Source organism: Catenovulum sp. SX2, from assembly GCF_052056295.1.
Taxonomy (GTDB): Bacteria; Pseudomonadota; Gammaproteobacteria; order Enterobacterales; family Alteromonadaceae; genus Catenovulum.
The window spans coordinates 2,282,423-2,304,939 of sequence record NZ_CP182493.1 but is presented as its reverse complement, the minus strand read 5'-3'; the positions used below and the strand labels follow the sequence as shown (position 1 = coordinate 2,304,939).

The following is a 22,517-nucleotide window of genomic DNA, read 5'->3' as shown; positions in this document are numbered from 1 at the left end:
ATTAGCAGCTGGCTTGTAGCTTATTCTGGTAATAATGCACAAGCACAGCTGTTGTCACGCCCAACACCATAAAATATTGCCCTAAAGATAACTGCAATATAGCTAATATAACAATAGCGACTATTGCCGAAACCACCATAAAAATAGCATTAAAAATGTTATTTGCTGCAATGACTTGTGCGCGAACATTTGCACTCACTTGCGTTTGCAAAAAAGTATATAAAGGCACAATAAACACACCACCAGCAATGCCCAATACTGTCAATAAAGCTGATATAGTGAGTAGCTGACTCACTTGGTTGTAACCTGACCCCAAAGTTAAAACAAAACCACAACAGGCCACAGCCATTAGATACGCAGCAGGTACAACTAAAGTGAATTTGACCTTACCTTTGTTTAAAAAGTTGCTTAATAACGAACCAATCCCAACAGCTAAACTAAAAACCGCTAACAGTATCGACACATAAGCAGGGTTGTCTGATAAATAAGCTTTAACTAAATTGGGTAACTGAGTTAGTACACTTGCGCCCAAAAACCAAAACCAGCTGATTAACAAAATACAGTACAAAAGTTTTTTATCGGTAAAAATAACCTTGATTGACTGTTTACTCGCTGCATAAAAACCGATTTTTGTAGCTTGCTCAGTATTCGTCACCTCAGCTTCTTCTGTGGCTGGCAACATTGGAATTTGTACAGCCGCAAGCCAACCCAAAACAGCTAAGATAATAATGCCTGCACAAGCAAAGATTATCGCTTGTTCAAACGCCATAACCACACCAGCTAACAAAGTACCAATTAAGATAGCAACAAAAGTCGCCATCTCAACCAAAGCATTTGCCCCTAACAACTCATTTTTAGGCATAACTTGTGGCAATATTGCATACTTGATCGGCCCAAAATACGCGGACTGAGTGCCCATAAAAAACAACAAAATAAATAACAGAGTCAGCTGTTGAAAATACAAACTAATAGCCGCACTGAGCATTAATATAACTTCCAGCAGTTTGAGTTTGCGAATAATATCGACCTTGTTATACCTATCGGCCAACCAACCAGCATGCCCAGAAAAGATAAAAAATGGCAGAATAAATAACCCTGCCGCCAAATTAACTAACAAGGCTGAATCAGCCGAAGAACCGACCGGAATAACAAATGCGATAAATAACAACAAGACATTCTTGTATAAGTTGTCGTTCATAGCTCCTAAACTTTGCACCAAAAAATAAGGCAGAAAGTTTTTTTGAGTCAGTAGCTTAAAACTTGTCATTGGAAATCCCTGTTTATTAACTTTTGTTAGTTTGGCAAAGTTGGATTAAATCGCATTTTAACGCTTGATACTGAACTAAATGATCTGAGCTATCTAGTCTGTTAGTGACTAACAAACGGCAAAAACCAAATAACATACACCAAAGACTATTCACTTTAGTTTTGTCTCGGATGAACCCAGATAAAGCACTACATACAATTTGCTGGCGACTCAAACTATGATCAATTAAATGCGCTGCCTGATCCGGTGCATATTCAAAAATCAGTCGCCAAACGTAAGGCTGCTCGGCCGCCAATTCATATAAACAATCTGCTAAATCCGCCAGTTGAGTACACCTGTTCAATCTAATATCTAACCAATAACTAAAACATTTTTCAGCGATAAACTGCCAACATAGCTGGTAGGAGGAGAATTTATTTAACAAAGTTGATGGTACACAACCAATAGCGCCGCTCAACTGCCGAATTGGTATTTGTTCTGCAGCCGTAGACTGCAATAACGGCAATGCTGCATTGAGTAACTTAAAACCAAAATCATCTAAATTCATTTTGCCTGCATCAAAAATACCAAGCTGAGTATTTGTTACTAAAGTTGTCATTATTTGCAATGTGCTTAACAAAAGTTGGACAAAAAACAAGCAACACCAGCCAGTGAGGCTACACTATAAAGGTTCATGTCAGCTCAATAGGAGATAGCAAAATGAATGCAACAACCAATTGGCAGAGCATCCAGTGGTTTAGAATGCTGATAGCTGCTTTATTTTTATCAAGTTTAATGGCTTGTAATATATCAATAAATACCGATGATGACGATGACGACGACCCCCACCATGATGAATACATTACATTAATGGTCAAATTAGACGGCCATCAAGAAAATCCAATGGTCGATACCGACGCTTGGGGCTGGGGTGAAATAAAAATAGATGAAGATGACATGATGATTAAAGGCATGGTCACCATCTACAACTTAACCCCTGACGCTGCACATTTACATATGGGCGTAGCAGGCACCAATGGCGGCGTAATTGTCGGCCTTAATCAAAGTTCTGACAGCGCCGATATTTGGGAGTTGCAAGATACAACACTGTCAGCAGATGAGTTAGCCGCAGTGTTACATGGTAAAACCTATATTAATTTTCATACCAGCGCACATCCTTCTGGAGAAATTCGTGGTCAAGTATTGCCGCACCATATTGAAATTAGCGACTTTAAGCTAATGGGTATGTATGAGGTGCCAATGGTTGATACCCAAGCTATGGGTTATGGTTGGGCAACAGTCGATCATGAAATGGAAACGTTAGAAGTGCATGTTACAACTATGGATTTAGACAATGCCACCGCAGCACATATCCATCAGGGTTACGCCGGTGTGAATGGTGATGTGGTTGTTGGCTTAACCCAAGACTCTGCTGATATGAATCATTGGTCAGTGATGACAGATTTAGACCAAACAACCAGTGATTTACTCCATATGGGTCAACTTTATGTCAATGTACATAGTTCTGATTTCGCTGGAGGTGAAATAAGAGGTCAAATAACCATAGGTAAAACTCATGTACTTTATACTGAGCTAACTGGCGACCAAGAAGTACCAGCCGTCACCACAGATCACTCAGGTTTAGCATCTTTGACTATTATGGAAAAAGACGATGGTGGTGCTGATTTAGTTTTATATGTGCACACAGACGTCGACGATGCAACTATGGCACATATACATGCAGGTTTACTTGGTGTGAATGGCGGCGTTGTGTTGGGCTTAGTCCAAGACACTAGCAATTTAATGAATTTCTCATTGATGGATAGTTTCACCGCTGAGCAACTTATGGCCTTTTTAGATGATGAGTATTACATCAATGTACATTCGACCACTCAAGCATCTGGTGAACTTAGAGGTCAACTCATGCCAGATGACGACGATATGTACGGTATGAATGATGATGGTAGCGGTAATGGTTCGATGAATTACTAATCGAGTTATTCGTTAACTCGCTCAACAACAAAATCCGCAGCACTTTATATTGCTGCGGATTTTTTATTGGGCAAACCAAGCAGCAGGCAAAATCAAAATAATTAAAAAATTTGCAAATTATTTTGAACTAAGCCGATTTTCGACACTCTATAATTATGTGTTTGAAAATGTGCTCCTGTTGTATCTCCCTTGTAACCCGCTAGTGGCAACACCAGCGGGATTTTTTTATCCAAAATTTCAATTCCCCAAAATAACAAAGCCGCAAAATGCGGCTTTGGAAAATCAATTCAATTTTAAATAAGTTACAATTTTAGAACGGAATATCGTCATCAAAATCTAAGTTAGGCTCAGCTGGAGGTGCGGCTTGTGGTGCTGGCGCAGGCGCTGGACGTTGTTGTGGTGCAGACTGCTGATAGCCGCCACCTTGACCACCTTGTTGCGGCGCTTGGTTATATTGTGGTTGGGCTGCTGGCTGCTGATAACCACCACCTTGCTGTGGCGCTTGGTTGTAACCACCTTGGTTATTGTTGTTTGCATAACCACCACCTTGTGCGCCCTGCCCTTGGCCACCGTCGTTACGGCGATCTAACATCTGCATACTGCCTGTCATATCAACCACAACTTCTGTGGTATATCTGTCTTGGCCTTGTTGATCTTGCCACTTACGCGTTTGCAATTTACCTTCAATATACACTTGCGAACCTTTACGTAAATATTCACCAGCAATTTCAGCTAATTTGCCAAAAATAACCACACGATGCCATTCAGTCTTTTCATTCATTTGACCAGAATTACGATCTTTCCAGCTTTCTGATGTCGCAATAGTTAAGTTTGCAACAGCGTTGCCGTTAGGCATATAGCGGACTTCTGGATCCTGACCTAAATTACCGATTAATATCACTTTGTTGATGCCGCGAGATGCCATTATCTTCTCCTAATTCTGTTTCGCATGTTGGTTTAAGTAGCTGTCTAACGCCTGTTCATCCAACTGCTTAGGTAAAACTTTTAAATATGCTAATTGTTCTTCAACGATAACAACCGCTTCTTCAATTCCTTTAATTTGAGTCAGCGCTTGTGCCATATCTTCTGCTATTTGGTGGCTCGCTACCGCCACACTCACCACTTTGGGCTTAGTTCTAACTGGTAATATTAAGTTATTTGCTAACCATAACCAAGGTAAACAAACTAAAGCACAAAATAATAACAGCCCATTTACTGAGCTTAATTGTAAAACTGCCCCGCCTATCATGCCACCAGCAAATGCACCGGCAAACTGACAGCTTGAAAACATGCCCATAGCTGAACCTTTCTGCCCAGCGGGTGCAATGCGACTAACCCAAGCGGGCAAGTTTGCTTCTAAATAATTAAAGGCGACAAAAAATACGATAAGCGCTGTAAATAAACCAATTAATATCTGCTGACTGAAATATACAACTAACATAGCCACAGCTAATAAAATAATCGCCAGCTTAAATACAGTTAACTCTTTATTGCTTTTAACTGCCCAAATTAACAATGGCGCCATCAATACAAATGAAGCCAACAAAGCAGGAAAATACAACATCCAATGGCTATTAGCGGCAAAACCTGCATTAACCAATAAACCAGGAATGGCAACAAATAAACAGGTTAAAAGCATGTGCAGTACAAATACACCTACATTTAATTTTGCCAGTTGTGGATGTTTAACTAACTGTTTCAACTGCGCTGGTACCGGAATAGCATCACGGTTTGAACCTCGGCTCACTGAATCAGGCACTTGAAAATACACCAGCAGCATGCCCAATACCGCAAATACTGCAGTTAAATAAAATATTCCAGATAAACCAAAACGCTCTGCCAATAATGGGCCAACCACCATAGCCGCCGCAAACGACAAACCTATGCTCATGCCGATAATGGCCATAACTTTAGAGCGCTGCTGCTCACGGGTTAAATCGGATGCTAACGCCAATACAGCACTAGCTATTGCGCCTGTGCCTTGTAAAAAACGCCCGACTGCTACCCAATAAACATCTTCGGCCATGCCAGCTATAACACTACCAAGTGCAAACAAACTTAAGCCTAATAATATAACTGGCCGACGACCAATTTTATCCGATAGCAAACCCATAGGGATTTGTAATAAAGCTTGGGTTAGTCCGTATGCACCAATAATTATGCCTATCCATAAAGGTGACACGCCAGCTAATTGGTCACCATACACTGCCATTACAGGCATGATCATAAATAAGCCCATCATGCGAAGGCTAAATATGCCGGCTAACACTGCAGCAATTTTCTTTTCGTATCGGGTTAATGTCTCTGACATAAAATTGCAATAACTGAACTAACTAACGAGCGCGACAGTATAACATGCCATCAGCTTAGGTACTGTATAAATTTTAACGGCCGTTATACAACACAACAAAGCTTTTGCTCGTTTGGATAAAAACTAGAAGCAACAGAATAAACTGTGTCATAATAACTGTCTATATTTACAGTTAAATTGTTTGCAGGGCAAATATGGATACTATCGAAGTTAGAGGGGCGCGCACCCATAATTTAAAAAACATTGACCTAACTTTACCGCGTGACAAGCTTATTGTGATCACCGGATTGTCAGGCTCAGGTAAATCGTCACTCGCTTTTGATACCTTGTATGCGGAAGGCCAACGCCGCTATGTTGAGTCTTTATCCGCATACGCTAGGCAGTTTTTATCTTTGATGGAAAAACCAGACGTTGACCATATCGAAGGTTTATCCCCTGCTATTTCGATTGAGCAAAAAAGTACTTCGCACAATCCAAGATCAACAGTTGGGACAATCACTGAAGTTTACGATTATCTCAGATTGTTATTTGCCCGTGTCGGTGAGCCTAGATGTCCGACCCACAAACAAGCATTAACCGCGCAAACAGTTAGCCAAATGGTTGACCAAGTTTTAGCTTTGCCTGAAGGCAGTAAACTCATGTTGCTTGCGCCAATTGTTAAAGGACGTAAAGGTGAACACATTAAAACCTTCGAAAGTTTATCAGCGCAAGGTTTTATTCGTGCACGAGTGAATGGTGAGATTTGTGATTTGTCTGATCCTCCAACACTAGAATTACATAAAAAACATACGATTGAAGTGGTAGTAGACCGCTTTAAAGTACGTGATGACCTAAAAACTCGTTTAGCTGAAAGTTTTGAAACCGCGTTAGACATTGCAAATGGTGTAGCAACTATTGCCTGGATGGACGACTCAGCCAAAGATGAAATGATCTTTTCGGCCAACTTCTCCTGCCCACACTGTGGTTATAGCATGCAAGAAGTTGAGCCAAGAATATTCTCGTTTAATAGCCCTTCTGGTGCATGTAGCAGTTGTGATGGTTTAGGGGTTAAACAATATTTTGATCAACATAGAGTGGTGACTAACCCTGAGCTCAGTTTATCTGGCGGTGCGATTAAAGGTTGGGATAAACGCAGCTTCTATTATTTCCAAATGCTTAAAACTGTTGCTGAACATTATGATTTTGATGTAACCGCACCTTGGCAAGAGTTAGATGCTGAACAGCAGCAAGTCGTGTTATACGGCACAGGCAAACTCAGTTTAGACTTTAACTATATGAATGATAGAGGTGACATTATTCGTCGCCAACATCCGTTTGAAGGCATAATTCCGAATATGGAAAGACGCTATCGCGAAACTGAATCTAACTCAGTACGTGAAGAAATGGCGAAATTCCTCAACAACCAAGCCTGTCCTAGCTGTAAAGGAACAAGACTGCGTGAAGAAGCGCGTAACGTTTTTGTCGCTGAGACTAACTTGCCACAAGTCGCTGATTTATCAATAGAACAAGCATCAGCATTTTTTAACAGCCTGCAACTGACAGGTCAAAAAGCGCAAATTGCCGATAAAATTCTTAAAGAAATTAACGACAGGCTTGGCTTTTTAGTTAATGTCGGCCTGAACTATTTAACCTTATCGCGCAGTGCAGAAACCTTGTCTGGCGGTGAAGCGCAACGTATTAGACTTGCCAGCCAAATTGGTGCGGGTTTAGTGGGTGTTATGTATGTATTGGATGAACCTTCTATTGGGTTACATCAAAGAGACAACGAGCGCCTGTTAAAAACCCTCACTCATTTACGTGATTTAGGCAACACAGTCATTGTGGTTGAACATGATGAAGATGCCATTCGCTGCGCTGATTATGTATTAGATATCGGCCCCAAAGCTGGTGTGCATGGTGGTGAAATAGTTGCACAAGGCACAGTTGATGATATAAAAAATAGTGAGCAATCACTTACTGGACAATATCTGTCTGGCAAAAGACAGATAAAAGTGCCGACAGAGCGGAACGAGCCAAATGACAAGTGGATAGAGTTAAAAGGTGCTAGTGGCAATAACCTAAAAGATGTCGACTTAGCCATTCCATTTGGCTTATTAACTTGTATTACTGGCGTATCAGGCTCAGGCAAATCAACCTTAATCAATGATACTTTATTTAGTTTGGCGCAAACTGAACTTAACAAAGCGACCACCAATCAGCCAGCCCCATATAAGAGCATTCATGGGTTAGAACATTTAGATAAAGTGGTGGATATAGACCAAAGTCCAATTGGCCGTACTCCAAGATCTAACCCTGCAACTTATACGGGTATTTTCACCCCGATTCGTGAATTATTCTCAGCAACTCAAGAAGCGCGCTCACGTGGTTATAAACCAGGACGTTTTAGTTTTAACGTTAAAGGTGGACGCTGCGAAGCTTGCCAAGGGGACGGTGTAATTAAAGTTGAGATGCACTTTTTACCTGATGTTTATGTTGCTTGTGATGAATGTAAAGGTAAACGCTACAACCGCGAAACTTTAGAAATTAAGTATAAAGGTAAAAGCATTCACGAAACTTTGGATATGACAGTTGAAGATGCGCGTGAATTTTTTGATGCTGTACCGGCAATTTCACGCAAACTGCAAACCTTAATGGATGTAGGTTTAAGTTATATTCGTTTAGGCCAAGCAGCGACAACTTTATCAGGTGGCGAAGCACAAAGGGTTAAACTGGCGCGTGAGTTGTCAAAACGCGATACAGGTAAAACTTTATATATCTTAGATGAACCGACCACAGGTTTGCATTTTTACGATATAGAGCAGTTGTTGGCGGTTATTCATAGGTTGAGGGATCACGGCAATACTGTGGTAATTATTGAGCATAATTTGGATGTGATTAAAACCGCTGACTGGATTGTCGATTTAGGCCCAGAAGGTGGTAGCGGTGGTGGTGAAATTCTCTTTGCTGGATCGCCGGAAGATTTAGTTAAACTGGAAAATAGTCATACGGGAAGGTTTTTGAAGCCGCTGTTGTAGGCGGCACTCCAGCTATTAATAACTCGCCGCGCTTCTAGCATAGTGCAATAGTGCTTGGAAGTTGCGGTCAATTCACCAAACGCTTCGAGCCATCCGTGGTCGCTCGCCGATTACATCCATGTAATCGGAGGTTGGCTCATTGCCCCCAACTCCCAATCACACATCCAACATTTTTATCGCGATTAAAATAACAATACAAATGCAGGGAGAGATGGTTGGGATTGTTTTTCGAAAAACTTCCAATCGGTAGGGATACCGTTTGAGAGCGGCCCATGGATGGGCTTGCAGCGATTTTTGGAAAATATCGCAACTAGCTCGACCATTGTGTGGCACTCAGCGAGAAGCGCTTCGAGTATCGTGCAATATACGGAAATCACTAGAGTATAACTTTCACAAAACCGCTGTGAATACAATCCATGTACGCTTCGCTTTTTCATCCATGAAAAAGAAATTTTGTTCTAAGTTATCGCTCTAGCACTTTCCTTACAAATAAGTTGCTAAATGTGAAACTAAACTTACAGCCATACAAATGCAAAGAGAGATGGTTGGGATTGTTTTTCGAAAAACTTCCAATCGGTAGGGATACCGTTTGAGAGCGGCCCATGGATGGGCTTGAAGCGATTTTTCGAAAAATATCGCAACTAGCTCGACCATTGTGTGGCAACAAACTAGCCGCGCTGTAGCTATGTGTAACGGTACACGCTTAGAGCTAAGATTGGATTACCCAACCTTAGCTAATTCGCTACGCATCTCATCAATGGCAACTTTATAATCATCTGCACCAAAAATAGCAGTACCAGCAACAAACATATCAGCACCAGCAGCTGCAACTTCAGCAATATTATTGGTTTTAACGCCACCATCAACTTCAATGCGAGTATTCAAACCAAGTTCATCAATACGCGCTCGCAATTGACGAATTTTATCTAAGGTAAATGGGATAAACGACTGACCACCAAAACCAGGGTTAACCGACATAAATAAAACAAAATCTAACTGAGGTAAAACATAATCTAATACAGATAAAGATGTAGCAGGATTAAGCACTAAACCGGCTTTAATACCACGTTGTTTAATTAAACTAATAGAACGATCCACATGCTTACTGGCTTCTGGATGGAAGCTGATATAAGCAGCGCCAGCATCAGCAAACTGGTTTATTAAATCATCAACCGGCTCAACCATAAGATGCACATCAAAATCGGCTTTAATACCGTATTTTTTTAATGCTTCTAATACAGCCGGACCAAAAGTTAAGTTTGGCACATAATGATTATCCATTACATCAAAGTGAATAATATCCGCGCCAGCCGCTACTACTTTTTCAACATCTTCACCAAGTCGAGCTAAATCCGCAGCTAAAATCGACGGTGCTATTAAATAAGGGTTCATAGTCGTAATACCTAAATTTTCTTGTATTTGTTAATAGTTTCTATTCTAACCGCTAATTTTATCCAAACCAAACCTCTCGAAAACAATAAAAACGATTGCTTGCAGCAGAAAAAACACGGGTAATTTTTCAAACTAACTAAAAAGATGCAAAAAGTCGTACTTAATGACTAGAGATCAGTTTAATTGCACCACATTGATACACACCAGTTCACATTTGCACCATAGAATATCAGCGTTTTGTAGTGATTTTGCCAAATAAGTGCTATAAACTGACGCTGCAGTTCACGAAAAGAAAGCATGAATCCCCTATTTATTAGGCTTCAGACGCTTTTTTTAAGGGAAATTAAAAAATCGGCACGGGGGTTGCTAAACCTCTTCAGCACATTTAGCAAATTGAAAAATTCCAATTTGGAGAACTAGCATGAAAAAAACATTACTTGTAGCATCTATTTTAGGCGCAGTATCTACTATGGCTTCTACTTCTGCTATGGCAGTAGAAGGTTTATCAGCAAACGCTGCAGTTACTTCTAACTACTACTGGCGTGGTCAAACTCAAACTGACGACGGTGCAGCTGTTTCTGGCGGTATCGATTACGCAGATGAGTCTGGTTTCTACGCTGGTACTTGGTTATCAAATGTAGTATATGGCGGTGGTGCAGCAGAGTTAGATCTATACTTTGGTTATAGCGGCGAAATGGAAGGTATTGCTTACGATGTAGGTTATATCTATTTCAACTACCCACGTAAATCAGCTATTCCAGCTGGCCAATCAACAGCTTTGGACTTCGGTGAAATCTACGCTAGCGTTTCTTTTGACGCAGTAACTTTAGGTGTGGCTGTATTAGCTAACGCTGAAGATAGCGGCTATGATTTTGGCGATAGCATCTATGTTTCTGCAGACTACTCTTTAGAAGTAGCTGAAGGTTTAGAAGCAGCTTTCCATATCGGTTCATATTCAGGTGATTTCTTAGGTGATGACTACGTTGACTTAGGCGCTAGCATCTCTAAAGATGGTTTCACTTTTGGTGTTGTAGACACAACTTTAGACGGTTCTGATTTAGGTTTCTACGTTTCTTACGCAGTAGACTTCGACCTATAATTTAGATTATTCAATCTAAATGACAAAAACCCGCTTCGGCGGGTTTTTTAGTTTCTAAAATTCAGTAAATCAAAGCTCAGATGCGATTTACTCTATCCTGCTTGCTTAAACCGGTTTTGTTGACTGATGAATGCTTCCAACCTTATACAGTGCTAACACCTCTTTAACTGCCCGGCGGTTTTCAACTTTTTGGCTAATAACTCGAGAGACTTTAGTCGAGCGTATATTGGCATTGTGATATAACTTACGACTTATAGGCGTATCATGGTTACTAATTAAAACTGTATTGGTGCCTTTGAGCGCTAACTCAGCTGCTGTATGTGCCAAACGCTGTTGGTCATGAAACGCAAAGCCTGCTCTAGAATACTGAGTAAAATTAGCTGTTTCACTTAAGCTCACATACGGTGGGTCACAATAAATCACAGCCCCTTTTGGTGCATGTTGCATACAGGTTTGAAAATCAATTTGCGTAAAAGAAGCATTTTGTGCTTTTTCAGCAAAAAAATACATTTCCGCTTCAGGAAAATACGGTTTTACATAACGACCAAATGGCACATTGTATTGTCCAGACAAGTTGTAGCGGCATAAACCGTTATAACCATGTCGATTTAAATAGGTGAATATAACTGCGCGTCTAAAGGTGTCTGTTTCTTGGTTAAACTCTGTACGAATTGAATAATATGCGTCAGCATTATTAAATTTACTTTGGTACAGTTTGGCGCATTCGCTAATTAAGTTCTCTGGTTGTAATTGCAAATGACGATATAAGCCAATTAGATCTGGGTTAATATCATTTAAAACATAGTTCTTATATTGTGTATTTAAAAACACAGAACCTGCCCCGACAAAGGGCTCAACTAGCGTTTCAGCCCGTTTTGGTAATAGCTGAGTAATTTTTTCAATTAGATTGTACTTACCACCGGCCCACTTCAAAAAAGCTCGTTGTTTTTTATGGTTTTTTATCGTCATTTATTCGCTTTTTTATATCTGCAACCGATTTCGCAAATGCCCCTTTATTCTGCAGGCTTGCGGGTAAATTTTTTATCGCTTTATTTGTTTCAGTTAAGCTAGGGTATAAACCCATAGTAACCGCAAAATATTTTTGGTAATGATATACCTTTGCCAACTCAGCTATTGCATGATCAGCTAAATATTCAGCTAATAGTTTGTCTGAACTGATAAGGGTTAATTGTACCACATAGTGCTGAGAATCTTGCTGGCTATACCAAGCATTATCATATAAATATGTTGGCTCTGGCTCTGGCTCTGGCTCTGGTTCTGGCTCTGGTTCTGGCTCTGGCTCTGGCTCTGGCTCTGGCTCTGGCTCTGGCTCTGGCTCTGGCTCTGGCTCTGGCTCTGGTAGTACATCGTCTTGTTGTTTAGGGGCTGCTGCAAGTTGATTTTTAGCTTTCTGCGCAAAAAACTCCGCAGCCGTCATATCTGGTTTGTTTTCTAACTCTTCATCTACTAACTTTTCGTGTTTGACCACAGGCGCAATACTGTTTTGTTCAATCGTATTTTCTACTAGGTTCGCTTGTTCCACGTTACTCTCTTGAGTGTTGCTGTTCTTCAAGCCTAAGTTGTGAAAATAACCAAAGGTCACAGCCGCAATCAACAAAGTAAACACGACTATTGCCCATACTATTGTTGCTGATTTCTGGGTTGATTCAGTTGGTTTTATTTCGCTTGCGAATACTTGTTGCTCGGTTGCAATTGAGCCAATTAATACAACAGGGTATTGTGTTTTTTCAACCAAGTTTATCCACTTTGCAGCCTCCAAAGCAGAGCATTCGAATATAACTTTACAAATACCCGCAAGATTTTTGACACAAAGTAATAGATCTTCCAACAAGGGCGCTGAAGCTGGCTGCTTAACGACAATCAAATAGACAGAGTTATTATCATCAAACTGGTTAAATTGAGCTAATAAACTGTGTGATGGGTCATGGAGCGGATTATCAAATAGCTGACGCACAATTTGGCTACGAGTGGCTGGTAAATCAGCATTATTACTTATATAAGCAATGGAATAATCGTCTTGCAGGGTTTCAATATGATGCAGCAAAGGCTGCTGAGCGCTGTATATAATTAGGGCGTTGGTATAAGTTAAATTATGCTCAAGTCGTTCCCAGACTGAAGGTTGCATAACAACGCCCCGCTACAATTATTTGAGGATATTTTCTAACTCTTGCTCGGTCACATCATCCATAATTTGACACTCACCAATTTTTGTTGGCACGATAAAACGCATCACATTGTTTTGTACTTTTTTGTCGCGCTTCATATGCTTAACAAAATCTATACAAACCATAGACGCAGGTTTTTCAACTGGCAATTGGTAATCGGCAATAGTTTGTTTGATTTCAGTGTAATCATCTTCACTGATATAACCGCGCAACTCAGCCAACTTAGCAGCTAAAACCATGCCTGTACCGACAGCTTCACCATGTAGCCAAACGCCGTAACCCATTTCAGCTTCTATTGCATGCCCAAAGGTATGACCTAAATTTAATAAAGCTCTAGCACCTTTTTCGGTTTCATCGGCTGCGACTATTTCAGCTTTGATCTCACAACAACGTTGGATAATTCGAACAAGTTCAGTCTGCTCTAATTGAGAAATCGCTTGTTTGTTGTCGATAAGGGTTTGCCAAAAGTCGCGATCAAAAATAATGCCGTATTTCAGCACTTCAGCCATGCCAGCCGCAAATTCGCGAGCAGGCAAAGTAGACAAGGTATCAGTGTCGATAACCACAGCTTCTGGCTGCTTAAACGCACCTATCATATTTTTGCCAAGTGGGTGATTAACTGCGGTTTTACCACCAACTGAAGAGTCAACCTGAGATAACAGCGTAGTTGGAACTTGAATAAAATCAACACCACGTTGATAACAAGCGGCAACAAAGCCAACTAGGTCACCAACCACACCACCACCTAATGCAATTAAGGTCACATCACGAGCACAGTTATGTTCAAGCAAAAAGCTATTAACTTTTTCAAAATACTCTAAAGATTTGTACTGTTCACCATCAGGTAACTGATAACTCAACACCTCAAAATCAGCCAAAGCTGAAGTGAGTTTGTCTAAATATAAAGGTGCAACAGTTGTATTGGTGATAACAACAACACGTTTACCTGAAATCAAACGCGAAAACAAAGCCTTATCTGATATAAGGCCTTGTCCAATACTAATAGGATAACTGCGTTCACCTAGTTCAACCTGAACTTCACATGTGCTCATGAGCAATTAAAACCCTAATCTGTCGATGATTTCGCGTGCAACAACCTTTGCACTTTGGTTGTCCGTTTTAACCACTAAATCCGCAACCTCTTCGTATAGCGGGTTACGGTTTTCAGCTAAGTCAGATAAAATTTCTTCTGGATCACCATTTTGCAACAATGGTCGTCTTTTATCTCGTGCTGTACGTGCAACTTGTTTTTCTATGGTTGTTTCTAGATAAACCACAAAGCCACGGGCAGAAAGACGATTACGCGTTTCTTTACTTAAGATTGAACCACCGCCTGTAGCTAACACAATTCCTTGTTTTTCGGTTAAATCAAAAATAACTTTTTCTTCGCGAACACGAAAGCCTGCTTCGCCTTCTACATCGAATACCCAAGCGATGTCCGCACCTGTTCTACGTTCAATTTCTGCATCTGAATCATAGAACTCTAGATGTAATTCTTGTGCCAATTGGCGACCAATTGTGCTTTTACCAGCGCCCATAGGGCCTATAAGGAATATATTTCGTTTCTCAGCCATTTTAGTTCTTACACATCTTATTGATTAAGTTTAAGTTGCTCCGAAAATCCAAGTGTACTTTTGAAGTGCGGCGATTATCCCAAGATTCAGTGTATAAAAGCAAGCTTAGGATAGTAAAATGACAACATTCTTGCCGTAATCTAACTAAGCTACGGAAAAAATGCTGTCATCCCAGTCAATGTGACGTTAAATCCCTAATTTAGGGTTAAAGCTTTTCAGTTACGATTCTTGGTGTAACAAAAATCAACAATTCCTTTTTCTCATTAAATTCAGTAGTTGATTTAAATAAGCGGCCTAAATAAGGAATATCTCCAAGTAGAGGTACTTTTTTCTCACTCGAAACCATTTGTTGCTGATAAATTCCACCCAATACAATAGTTTCACCGTTATCAACTAACACTTGAGTGCCTATCTCTTGAGTATCAATAGCAACTGCAGAGCCGGTTGGGGTCGCGACTGTATCACCACGGGTGTCTTGGGTAATGACTAAGTCCAACACTATCTTATTGTCAGGGGTAATTTGTGGTGTAACTTGCAAACTCAGAACGGCTTTTTTAAAGGTGACAGCTGTCGCACCACTTGATGATGCTTGAACAAAAGGTATTTCTGTACCTTGTTCTATATAGGCGGTTTTTTGATTAGCCGTTGTAATTCGGGGGCTGGCGATGATTTCACCTTTATTTTCAGTCTCTAGCGCAGATAACTCTAAATCCAAAATAGTGCCATCATCTAATCTAGCTATGCTTAAACCTATGCTACCAGCAGGATTTGCTACAGGTAAATTCACATTAAGTCTGTCAGTTAGTGATGGAATAGTGCCATTGGCAATGGTATTAGCACCACTAATAGTTCCAGACACACCATCTGTATTTTGCTGATCGCTAAAACCCCAACGAATACCTAGCTCTTCAGATAAATTATCGTTAACTGTGACGATACGAGATTCAATCGTCACCTGTTTAACAGGTATATCTAAAATAGTTACAAGCTTTTTAATATTGTCGATACCTTTTGCCGTATCTCTAATCAACAAAGTATTGGTTCTTTCATCAACCGTGACTGTGCCTCGTTCCGACAACATGCCGGCGCCTTTACCAGCCAACATGCTCGACAATTCACTGGCTTTAGCATAGTTTACTTGGATAAATTCAGAGAATAAGGGTGACAATTGATCAACTTGTTTTTTGGCTTCTAACTCTCGGGCTTCACGTGCGGAAATTTCATCACTTGGTGCAACCATTAGAATTGAACCTTCCATACGTTTATCCAAGCCTTTAATTTTGAGGATAATATCTAAAGCTTGATCCCAAGGCACCCCGTCTAATCTCAGCGTAACATTACCTGATACTGAGTCACTGGTGACCAAGTTAAATCCGTTATAATCGGCAATAATTTGTAAAACAGTTCTAACTTCAACATCCTGAAAATTAAGAGATATAGGTGAACCTTCATATTTTTCAGTCGCTAATAAACCACCTTGAACGCGATCTTCTTCTATTTCCAAGGTAAAAATATTATCCAGTTGCTGATATTGATATGAAAAAGGTTTGTTAGTTGTTATTTCAACTCGGGTATGGTTTTTGTCTTTAAAAGTTTCAACTGAATCAACAATTGTACCGAAGTCGGTTACATCTAACTGATAGAGTAAATCAGGTAGGATATCTGTGTTATGAAACATCACTATTATTTTTTCTTGCTTTTCACGTACATCAACCGCAGCCATGCTACTTTGCAAAAAGATCAGTACCCGACCAGATTTCTCTTTGCCATGGCGAAAATCCATAGCCTGAATTTTGTTTACATAAGATTGCTGCTTGTTATTTTTCGCTTTATCAAAACCTGCGTTATCAGACACTAATATAAAAAAACTATTGCCTTCGGTGCGGGTTTGATAGACCTTTAACGCATCCAATAGCAAGTTAATTCGCACACTTTCGTCGATATACTCAATCTTAACTTTTTGTACACCGGCAATGTTAATCGGGATTTCACCTAAATAATTTTCAAAATCAGCTTCATCAATATCAATCTGAATGCGCGACGGGTTGTTTAATACTTGGATTTCAGGTTCTCGAACTAATTTTTGGTCAAAAACGAACTCCAACTCAGTTTCGCCAGCCATAATAGGGTTATATTTAACCTCATATAAGACCGACATAGCCCAACTACTAACAGGCAACATGGCTAACAGAGCAACTGCTAGCATGGCTTTTATCTGACTATGCATTTTTAACTTTGTTATCATTTCTGTTTACTTCCCGCGTCTGTTTCTGCGTCCAAAATTGTGATTTCTGCTTTTCTTATGTCCCAACAACCAGTTCCGTCTGGCACCATTTCTTCAATTTGAATATAGTCAGGGGTAATTTTTACCACTCGACCATGAAATAAACCTAAATAGTTGCCTATACCAATTCGGTATAACGAACCGTTTGAAGCTGAAGCCAGTGCATATATTTTATCCTCACCACCCATAGTGCCGCGCATCCGAATGTTATCCAGCGGAAATTTTTCTAACGGCTCTTTATTACGTCTATAGTTTGGCTGTAAACAATCTAATGCTTGACCCAGTTTGTCTTCGATTAGCTCAGGCTCAGGTTCAACAAAAGGACTACGCATGCCACTAACTGAATATTCAAAACTTTCAAATTTTTCAACTTGTGGAATAGGTTCGATACTTGGTTGAGTTGTACTCTTCACTTGTTCAGTAAAGGCTTGTAAATCACTCACATCATCACTGCAAGCTGCTAATGTAGCAATTAAGCTCAATAGGGCTAATCTCCTCATTTGCTGACAACCTCTTTATATCTATAGGTTTTTGCCAACAAACTCAGCTCTAATACATCGCTACCTTTATTCGAAATTGTAAAATTGTGTAATGTTACAATACGCGGCAACGCTGCAACTCGGCCTAAAAACTCGCCAAACTCATGGTAACCACCAACCACTTCCAACCTTAATGGTAGCTCAGTATAAAATTCTCGTTCAATTTCTTCTTCCCAATTGATTTTTTTGAACGATAAGCCACTGGTTGTACCCACGTAGGTAATATCATCCAACAAGCCTGGGGTTTCACTTTCGGTCGGCAAACGTTTAAGCAACTCGGCAAAGTTTTTTTCCATTTCAGCCATTTGCACTTTGTAAGCATCAGCATTAATCGCGACTTGATATTTAGCTTGAAATTGCACTTTCAAGTTTTGTTCTTGAGCGGTGACATTTTGATAAGTCTCAATTTTTTCGCTTATCATTAAATAATAACTCAATACAGCAACCAATATAGCCAATAGTATAGCCACTATTATTTTGGCTATTTTCGGCCACTCGCCCATGTTATTAAAATCAAGTTCGAGTTCGTTTAAGTCGTTTAAATCAATATTTTTCCAATCCATATCCCTACTCCTTTCCTTCGGCTTGAGTTCGATTTAAGCCTTTGGACTGAATTTGCACAGACATAGTAAAATCACTTAGCACTCTAGCGCTTTCGTCGATTTTTGCTGCAACAATTGCATTCAATATAGGGGTTTCAAGCAAATACGAACCTTCAATTTGTCGCATCATAGTTGATACACGATTATTCGACTCGGTTTTCCCTTGAACTATTACTTTTGAATCTGTCTTTTCTAATTTGACTAAATATATGCCAGGCGGGACAACTTTAACCAGCTCGTCCATAATTTGCGCACCAACGTTACGGTTGCCTTGCAGATCAGCAATCAGCTCCATGCGCTGTTCCAAATTTGCTCGCATATTTTTTAATTGCTGAATTTCTTTAATTTTGGAGTCAAGCACAGCAATTTCGTTAAGCAAATATTGATTACGTGCTTGTTGATTAGAAATGAGGTTATTGTAATAAGTATTAACCATTAACATCACAAACAAAGCTGCCGCCGCGCTCATAGCGAGCAACAAAATATATTGTTTTTGTTTTCGCTGTTTTGCCTGCTCTCTCCAAGGCAACAGATTTATATGTGGCACGGCTCAATACTCCTCATAGCTAATCCTGTTGCTATCATATATTGTGCACTAAGCACAGGTTCAAGCGCTTGCGATTCGGCGTTTTGTTCTTCTTCAGCTTGGGCGGCATCGCCAGATATCATTTGTGCAAAAGGGTTTGCAATGACGCAGTGCAGGCCTAATTCATCTTCAATAACTTGTTGGATCCCTTCAACCAAGGCTGTTCCACCAGATAAAATCAAATAATCGATTTTTTCTTCCGCGCTTGAGGTCAAAAACATCTGAATGGCACGTCTAATCTGTTGGATAACGGCCGTTTGAAAAGGAGCCAATACTTCAAAAGTATAGTTAGGTGGTAAATCTTTGCTTAATTTAGCCAGCTCTGCTTCTTCGTAGGTTTTATTGTAATAGTTGACAATATTTTTTGTGTACGCATCTCCACCAAAAGATTGGTCTCGGGTATACAATATTTTATTGTTCTTCAGCACTGACATCAGCATCATGTTAGCGCCGATATCAACTAACCCAATCAGCTTATCGCTGGCATCGTCTGGTAATTGCTGCACACAAACTTGTGCTGCTCTAGCCAGCGCAAATGCTTCTACATCCATAATCCGCGCATTAAAACCAGCTAAATCCAATGCAGAAACTCGCGCTTCAACACTTTCGGTACGAGCGGCACTTAATAAAACATCCACTTTGCTTGGGTCTGCGCTATTAACGGATAGCCGTTCAAAATCCAAGCTCACTTCCTCTATCGGATAAGGAATTAAACTATCGGCTTCAATTTCAATTTGGGTTGCTAACTCTTCATCCGTGAAGTTAACGTCCATATAGACGGTTTTGGTGATAACTGTGGAGCCAGAAATCGCGACGGCAACTTCTTTATGCTGTTTAGGGAATTTTTTGCGTAGGCGAGACAATACTTTGCCGACAGCTTCAATATCTTGCAAATCACGCTCATTCATCGCCCCTTTGGGCATAGACTCAGTTGCATGATGCAATAACTTTATTTTGTCTTCAGCTTGTTCAAGCAATACGGCTTTAACTGAATAAGAACCTATATCTACACCTATAAATAAAGATTCTTGTTTGTTGAATATTTCCTTAAACATAAAACAACCACATACTTGTTATTATTTTCTCCACAGTGCAATAATAGCGCAAAATAATGTCCGCTTTACGTTTTATTGCTCAAGATAGCTGATATTATCTACTATCTCGGCGGAGTGCCAGTAAGTTTTAACACTTGGTGAAGTTTGTGAAAAAATTTCTTTTATATTTTACACTTTTTTCAATTTTTTGCGTAATTCTCGGCGTAACTTCTATTTACGCTGTCTATCTTCACTTTAAAGATGAGTTACCTTCAGTAAATACACTAAAGCAAGTCGAATTCCAAACACCAATGAAAGTTTATTCGGCAGATGGCAAACTTATTTCTCAATTTGGTGAAAAGCGTCGCATTCCGCTACAGTTTGAACAAATCCCCCAACCACTGATTGATACTTTATTAGCCACTGAAGATGCACGCTTTTATTCGCATCAAGGTGTTGATGTTATCGGCATATTTAGAGCCGCATTTGCAGTATTAGTCAGTGGCAACAAAAGCCAAGGTGCAAGTACCTTAACCATGCAGGTTGCTCGCGGTTTTTTCTTAACCCGAGATAAAACTTATATTCGAAAAATTAAAGAAATTTTTATCGCACTACATATAGAGCAAGAGCTGACCAAAGAAGAAATTCTTACCCTATATATCAACAAAGTGGAATTGGGCTATAGAGCTTTTGGTTTTGGCGCTGCTGCTCAAGTTTATTATGGTAAAGATTTATCTGAACTAAACATTGCCCAATTCGCCATGTTAACAGGTTTGCTCAAGGCTCCTACTGCTTATAACCCTTTGCGTAATCCTGAAAGAGCAAAATTTAGGCGTGACACCGTCTTATGGCGATTAAAAGAAACTAAACATTTAACTGACGCTGAATATCGTGCAGCGATTCAACAACCATTAACAGCTAAATATCATGGTGCACAAATTGAATTAGATGCGCCTTACATAGCTGAAATGGTTCGCCAACAAATGGTTGAGCGTTTCGGCGAAGAAATTGCCTACACTAAAGGTTATCAGGTATACACCAGCATTACAGCAAAAGCGCAAATAGCAGCCCAACAAGCATTACGCGAAAACTTACATAATTATGATGAACGTCATGGTTATAGAAAACCAGCTAGCCCACTTTGGCAACAAGACGAAGCAGCATGGACAGAAGAAAAAATTGCCCAACACTTAGAGAAACAAAGTGAATTTGGTTTGTTAACAGCGGCCGTAGTCACAGCTGTGGACGATGAGCTAAAACGCTTTCAGTTTATCGATAAAAACAAACATTACGCTTGGGTTGAGTGGTCAGGCATGTCATGGGCGAGAGCTTTTATTGATGATGACCATCAAGGTGAAGCACCGCAACTGCCAAGTGAAATAGTCACAGTTGGTGAACTCATCTACTTACGTAAACAAAACGAGACTCAATGGCAACTGAGCCAATTTCCAGACGCGTCGTCAGCGCTTGTGGCGCTCAATCCGACAAATGGGGCAATAATCGCTTTATCCGGCGGTTATGATTTTTATCAAAGTGAATTTAATCGCGTCACTCAAGCGAAACGCCAAGTAGGCTCCAACATAAAACCCTTTATTTACTCCGCAGCTTTAGAGCATGGTTTTACTTTGGCTAGCATTATCAATGATGCGCCGATAAATCAATGGGACAGACAACAAGGCACAGTTTGGCGTCCGAGAAATTCACCACCTGTCTACGATGGCCCAACGCGTATGCGTACCGCTTTAGCTAAATCAAAAAATGTTATATCGGTTAGGTTATTGCGTTCGGTTGGATTAGATAATGTAGTTAACCACCTAGCACAATTTGGCTTTTCTCCGCACGACTTACCAAAAAATGAGTCTTTAGCACTTGGTTCGGCTTCTTTCACACCGCTAGAGCTCGCTTCAGCTTATACAGCTTTTGCCAATGGTGGTTTTGTTGTTGAACCATTTTTAATTGACAGAGTCGCGACCCCAGAAGGAAAAGTTATCTATAGTGCAAATCCGAAAATCGCTTGCACAGAATGCGAGTTATCTGCGGATGAACAACAAGATGAAATCCTCCCGGCCAAACGCGCAATTTCAGCGCAAAATGCATTTTTGATTGCTGACGCTATGCAAAGCACCATTTGGGGCGGTGGTAATTGGAATAAGGGTACTGGCTGGAATGGCACTGGCTGGCGTGCACAAGCGTTAAAGCGCACAGATATTGGCGGTAAAACAGGTACAACCAATGAAGCAAAAGATACTTGGTTTAGTGGTTATGGGCCAAATATAGTGGTAACCAGCTGGGTTGGTTTTGACGACCATACCCGAGCGCTAGGTTCAACTAAACCCAACCCTAATCTAGCCAGTGATCAAGTATTTGGTAAAGAGTTTGGTGCACAAACCGCTTTGCCGTCGTGGATAGAGTTTTTAAAGGTCGTATTAGATGGTAGAGAAAAACAGTCGGTTGCTTTACCAGATAACATAGTCTCTGTTCGAATCGATAATGAAACAGGCAAACTGACCACCAGCGCTGATCATACGTCTTTATTTGAATATTTTATTAGAGGGACTGCACCAGATAGTTATGTGGAGCGCGACCCACTACCGGATATTTTAAATGCAGAGGCTGCAGGCGAAGTTACCGAAAAAGGAACCGAAGGCATTTTTTAAT

Annotated in this window: 18 protein-coding genes; 4 read left to right on the top strand and 14 right to left on the bottom strand. The window is 40.3% G+C overall.

What is annotated here, in order from left to right; translation table 11 throughout:
• Window position 1: 1 nt before the first annotated feature.
• The gene (locus ACMZOO_RS09605) at window positions 2-1,198 is read right to left on the bottom strand and encodes an MFS transporter (RefSeq protein WP_440903149.1); all 1,197 of its coding nucleotides are present in this window, start codon (window positions 1,196-1,198) and stop codon (window positions 2-4) included.
• 85 nt (window positions 1,199-1,283) lie between these two features.
• On the bottom strand, window positions 1,284-1,865 hold the full coding sequence (locus ACMZOO_RS09600; RefSeq protein WP_440903148.1) for a hypothetical protein: 582 nt from the start codon (window positions 1,863-1,865) through the stop codon (window positions 1,284-1,286).
• A gap of 101 nt (window positions 1,866-1,966) precedes the next feature.
• Between ACMZOO_RS09600 and ACMZOO_RS09595 the strand changes: the two genes are divergently transcribed.
• Window positions 1,967-3,238: a CHRD domain-containing protein gene (locus ACMZOO_RS09595; RefSeq protein WP_440903147.1), complete on the top strand. Its 1,272-nt coding sequence runs from the start codon at window positions 1,967-1,969 to the stop codon at window positions 3,236-3,238.
• Window positions 3,239-3,548: 310 nt separating this feature from the next.
• Here ACMZOO_RS09595 and ssb read toward each other — a convergent pair whose 3' ends face one another.
• Both ssb and ACMZOO_RS09585 read right to left on the bottom strand, forming a co-directional pair.
• Complete coding sequence (gene ssb / locus ACMZOO_RS09590) at window positions 3,549-4,163, bottom strand: single-stranded DNA-binding protein (RefSeq protein ID WP_440903146.1); 615 nt, start codon at window positions 4,161-4,163, stop codon at window positions 3,549-3,551.
• Window positions 4,164-4,172: 9 nt separating this feature from the next.
• On the bottom strand, window positions 4,173-5,549 hold the full coding sequence (locus tag ACMZOO_RS09585) for an MFS transporter (protein WP_440903145.1): 1,377 nt from the start codon (window positions 5,547-5,549) through the stop codon (window positions 4,173-4,175).
• 194 nt (window positions 5,550-5,743) lie between these two features.
• On the opposite strand from ACMZOO_RS09585, the gene uvrA reads away from it, so the two are divergent.
• Window positions 5,744-8,563 carry an excinuclease ABC subunit UvrA gene (uvrA, locus tag ACMZOO_RS09580; protein ID WP_440903144.1) on the top strand — a complete coding sequence of 940 codons (2,820 nt, stop codon included), beginning with the start codon at window positions 5,744-5,746 and terminating at the stop codon, window positions 8,561-8,563.
• Window positions 8,564-9,283: 720 nt separating this feature from the next.
• Here the strand turns inward: uvrA and rpe are convergent.
• On the bottom strand, window positions 9,284-9,955 hold the full coding sequence (gene rpe / locus ACMZOO_RS09575) for a ribulose-phosphate 3-epimerase (RefSeq protein ID WP_440903143.1): 672 nt from the start codon (window positions 9,953-9,955) through the stop codon (window positions 9,284-9,286).
• Between the two features lie 421 nt (window positions 9,956-10,376).
• Here rpe and ACMZOO_RS09570 point away from each other — a divergent pair, with 421 nt between their 5' ends.
• A complete protein-coding gene (locus ACMZOO_RS09570; protein WP_440903142.1) occupies window positions 10,377-11,054 on the top strand; it encodes a TorF family putative porin in 678 nt (225 codons plus the stop codon).
• Window positions 11,055-11,159: 105 nt separating this feature from the next.
• On the opposite strand, the gene ACMZOO_RS09565 is transcribed toward ACMZOO_RS09570, so the two are convergent.
• From ACMZOO_RS09565 to ACMZOO_RS09525, 9 genes are all read right to left on the bottom strand, one after another.
• Window positions 11,160-12,023, bottom strand: a complete 864-nt coding sequence (locus ACMZOO_RS09565) for a Dam family site-specific DNA-(adenine-N6)-methyltransferase (RefSeq protein ID WP_440903141.1) — start codon at window positions 12,021-12,023, stop codon at window positions 11,160-11,162.
• The gene (locus ACMZOO_RS09560) at window positions 12,004-13,200 is read right to left on the bottom strand and encodes an SPOR domain-containing protein (RefSeq protein WP_440903140.1); all 1,197 of its coding nucleotides are present in this window, start codon (window positions 13,198-13,200) and stop codon (window positions 12,004-12,006) included. Before ACMZOO_RS09560 ends, ACMZOO_RS09565 begins: the two co-directional genes overlap by 20 nt.
• A gap of 18 nt (window positions 13,201-13,218) precedes the next feature.
• Window positions 13,219-14,292, bottom strand: a complete 1,074-nt coding sequence (gene aroB / locus ACMZOO_RS09555; protein ID WP_440903139.1) for a 3-dehydroquinate synthase — start codon at window positions 14,290-14,292, stop codon at window positions 13,219-13,221.
• A gap of 6 nt (window positions 14,293-14,298) precedes the next feature.
• On the bottom strand, window positions 14,299-14,814 hold the full coding sequence (gene aroK, locus ACMZOO_RS09550; RefSeq protein ID WP_026016891.1) for a shikimate kinase AroK: 516 nt from the start codon (window positions 14,812-14,814) through the stop codon (window positions 14,299-14,301).
• A gap of 205 nt (window positions 14,815-15,019) precedes the next feature.
• Complete coding sequence (pilQ, locus tag ACMZOO_RS09545; protein WP_440903138.1) at window positions 15,020-17,059, bottom strand: type IV pilus secretin PilQ; 2,040 nt, start codon at window positions 17,057-17,059, stop codon at window positions 15,020-15,022.
• Window positions 17,056-17,580 (bottom strand): pilus assembly protein PilP, encoded by a 525-nt coding sequence (locus ACMZOO_RS09540; RefSeq protein WP_440903137.1) that lies wholly within the window; start codon window positions 17,578-17,580, stop codon window positions 17,056-17,058. Before ACMZOO_RS09540 ends, pilQ begins: the two co-directional genes overlap by 4 nt.
• Window positions 17,581-17,594: 14 nt before the next feature.
• On the bottom strand, window positions 17,595-18,200 hold the full coding sequence (locus ACMZOO_RS09535; protein WP_440903136.1) for a type 4a pilus biogenesis protein PilO: 606 nt from the start codon (window positions 18,198-18,200) through the stop codon (window positions 17,595-17,597).
• Between the two features lie 4 nt (window positions 18,201-18,204).
• Window positions 18,205-18,786, bottom strand: a complete 582-nt coding sequence (locus ACMZOO_RS09530; protein ID WP_440903135.1) for a PilN domain-containing protein — start codon at window positions 18,784-18,786, stop codon at window positions 18,205-18,207.
• Window positions 18,774-19,880 carry a pilus assembly protein PilM gene (locus tag ACMZOO_RS09525; RefSeq protein ID WP_440903134.1) on the bottom strand — a complete coding sequence of 369 codons (1,107 nt, stop codon included), beginning with the start codon at window positions 19,878-19,880 and terminating at the stop codon, window positions 18,774-18,776. Before ACMZOO_RS09525 ends, ACMZOO_RS09530 begins: the two co-directional genes overlap by 13 nt.
• Before the next feature lie 137 nt (window positions 19,881-20,017).
• Between ACMZOO_RS09525 and ACMZOO_RS09520 the strand changes: the two genes are divergently transcribed.
• A complete protein-coding gene (locus ACMZOO_RS09520; protein ID WP_440903133.1) occupies window positions 20,018-22,516 on the top strand; it encodes a penicillin-binding protein 1A in 2,499 nt (832 codons plus the stop codon).
• The last annotated feature ends 1 nt before the right edge of the window (window position 22,517 follow it).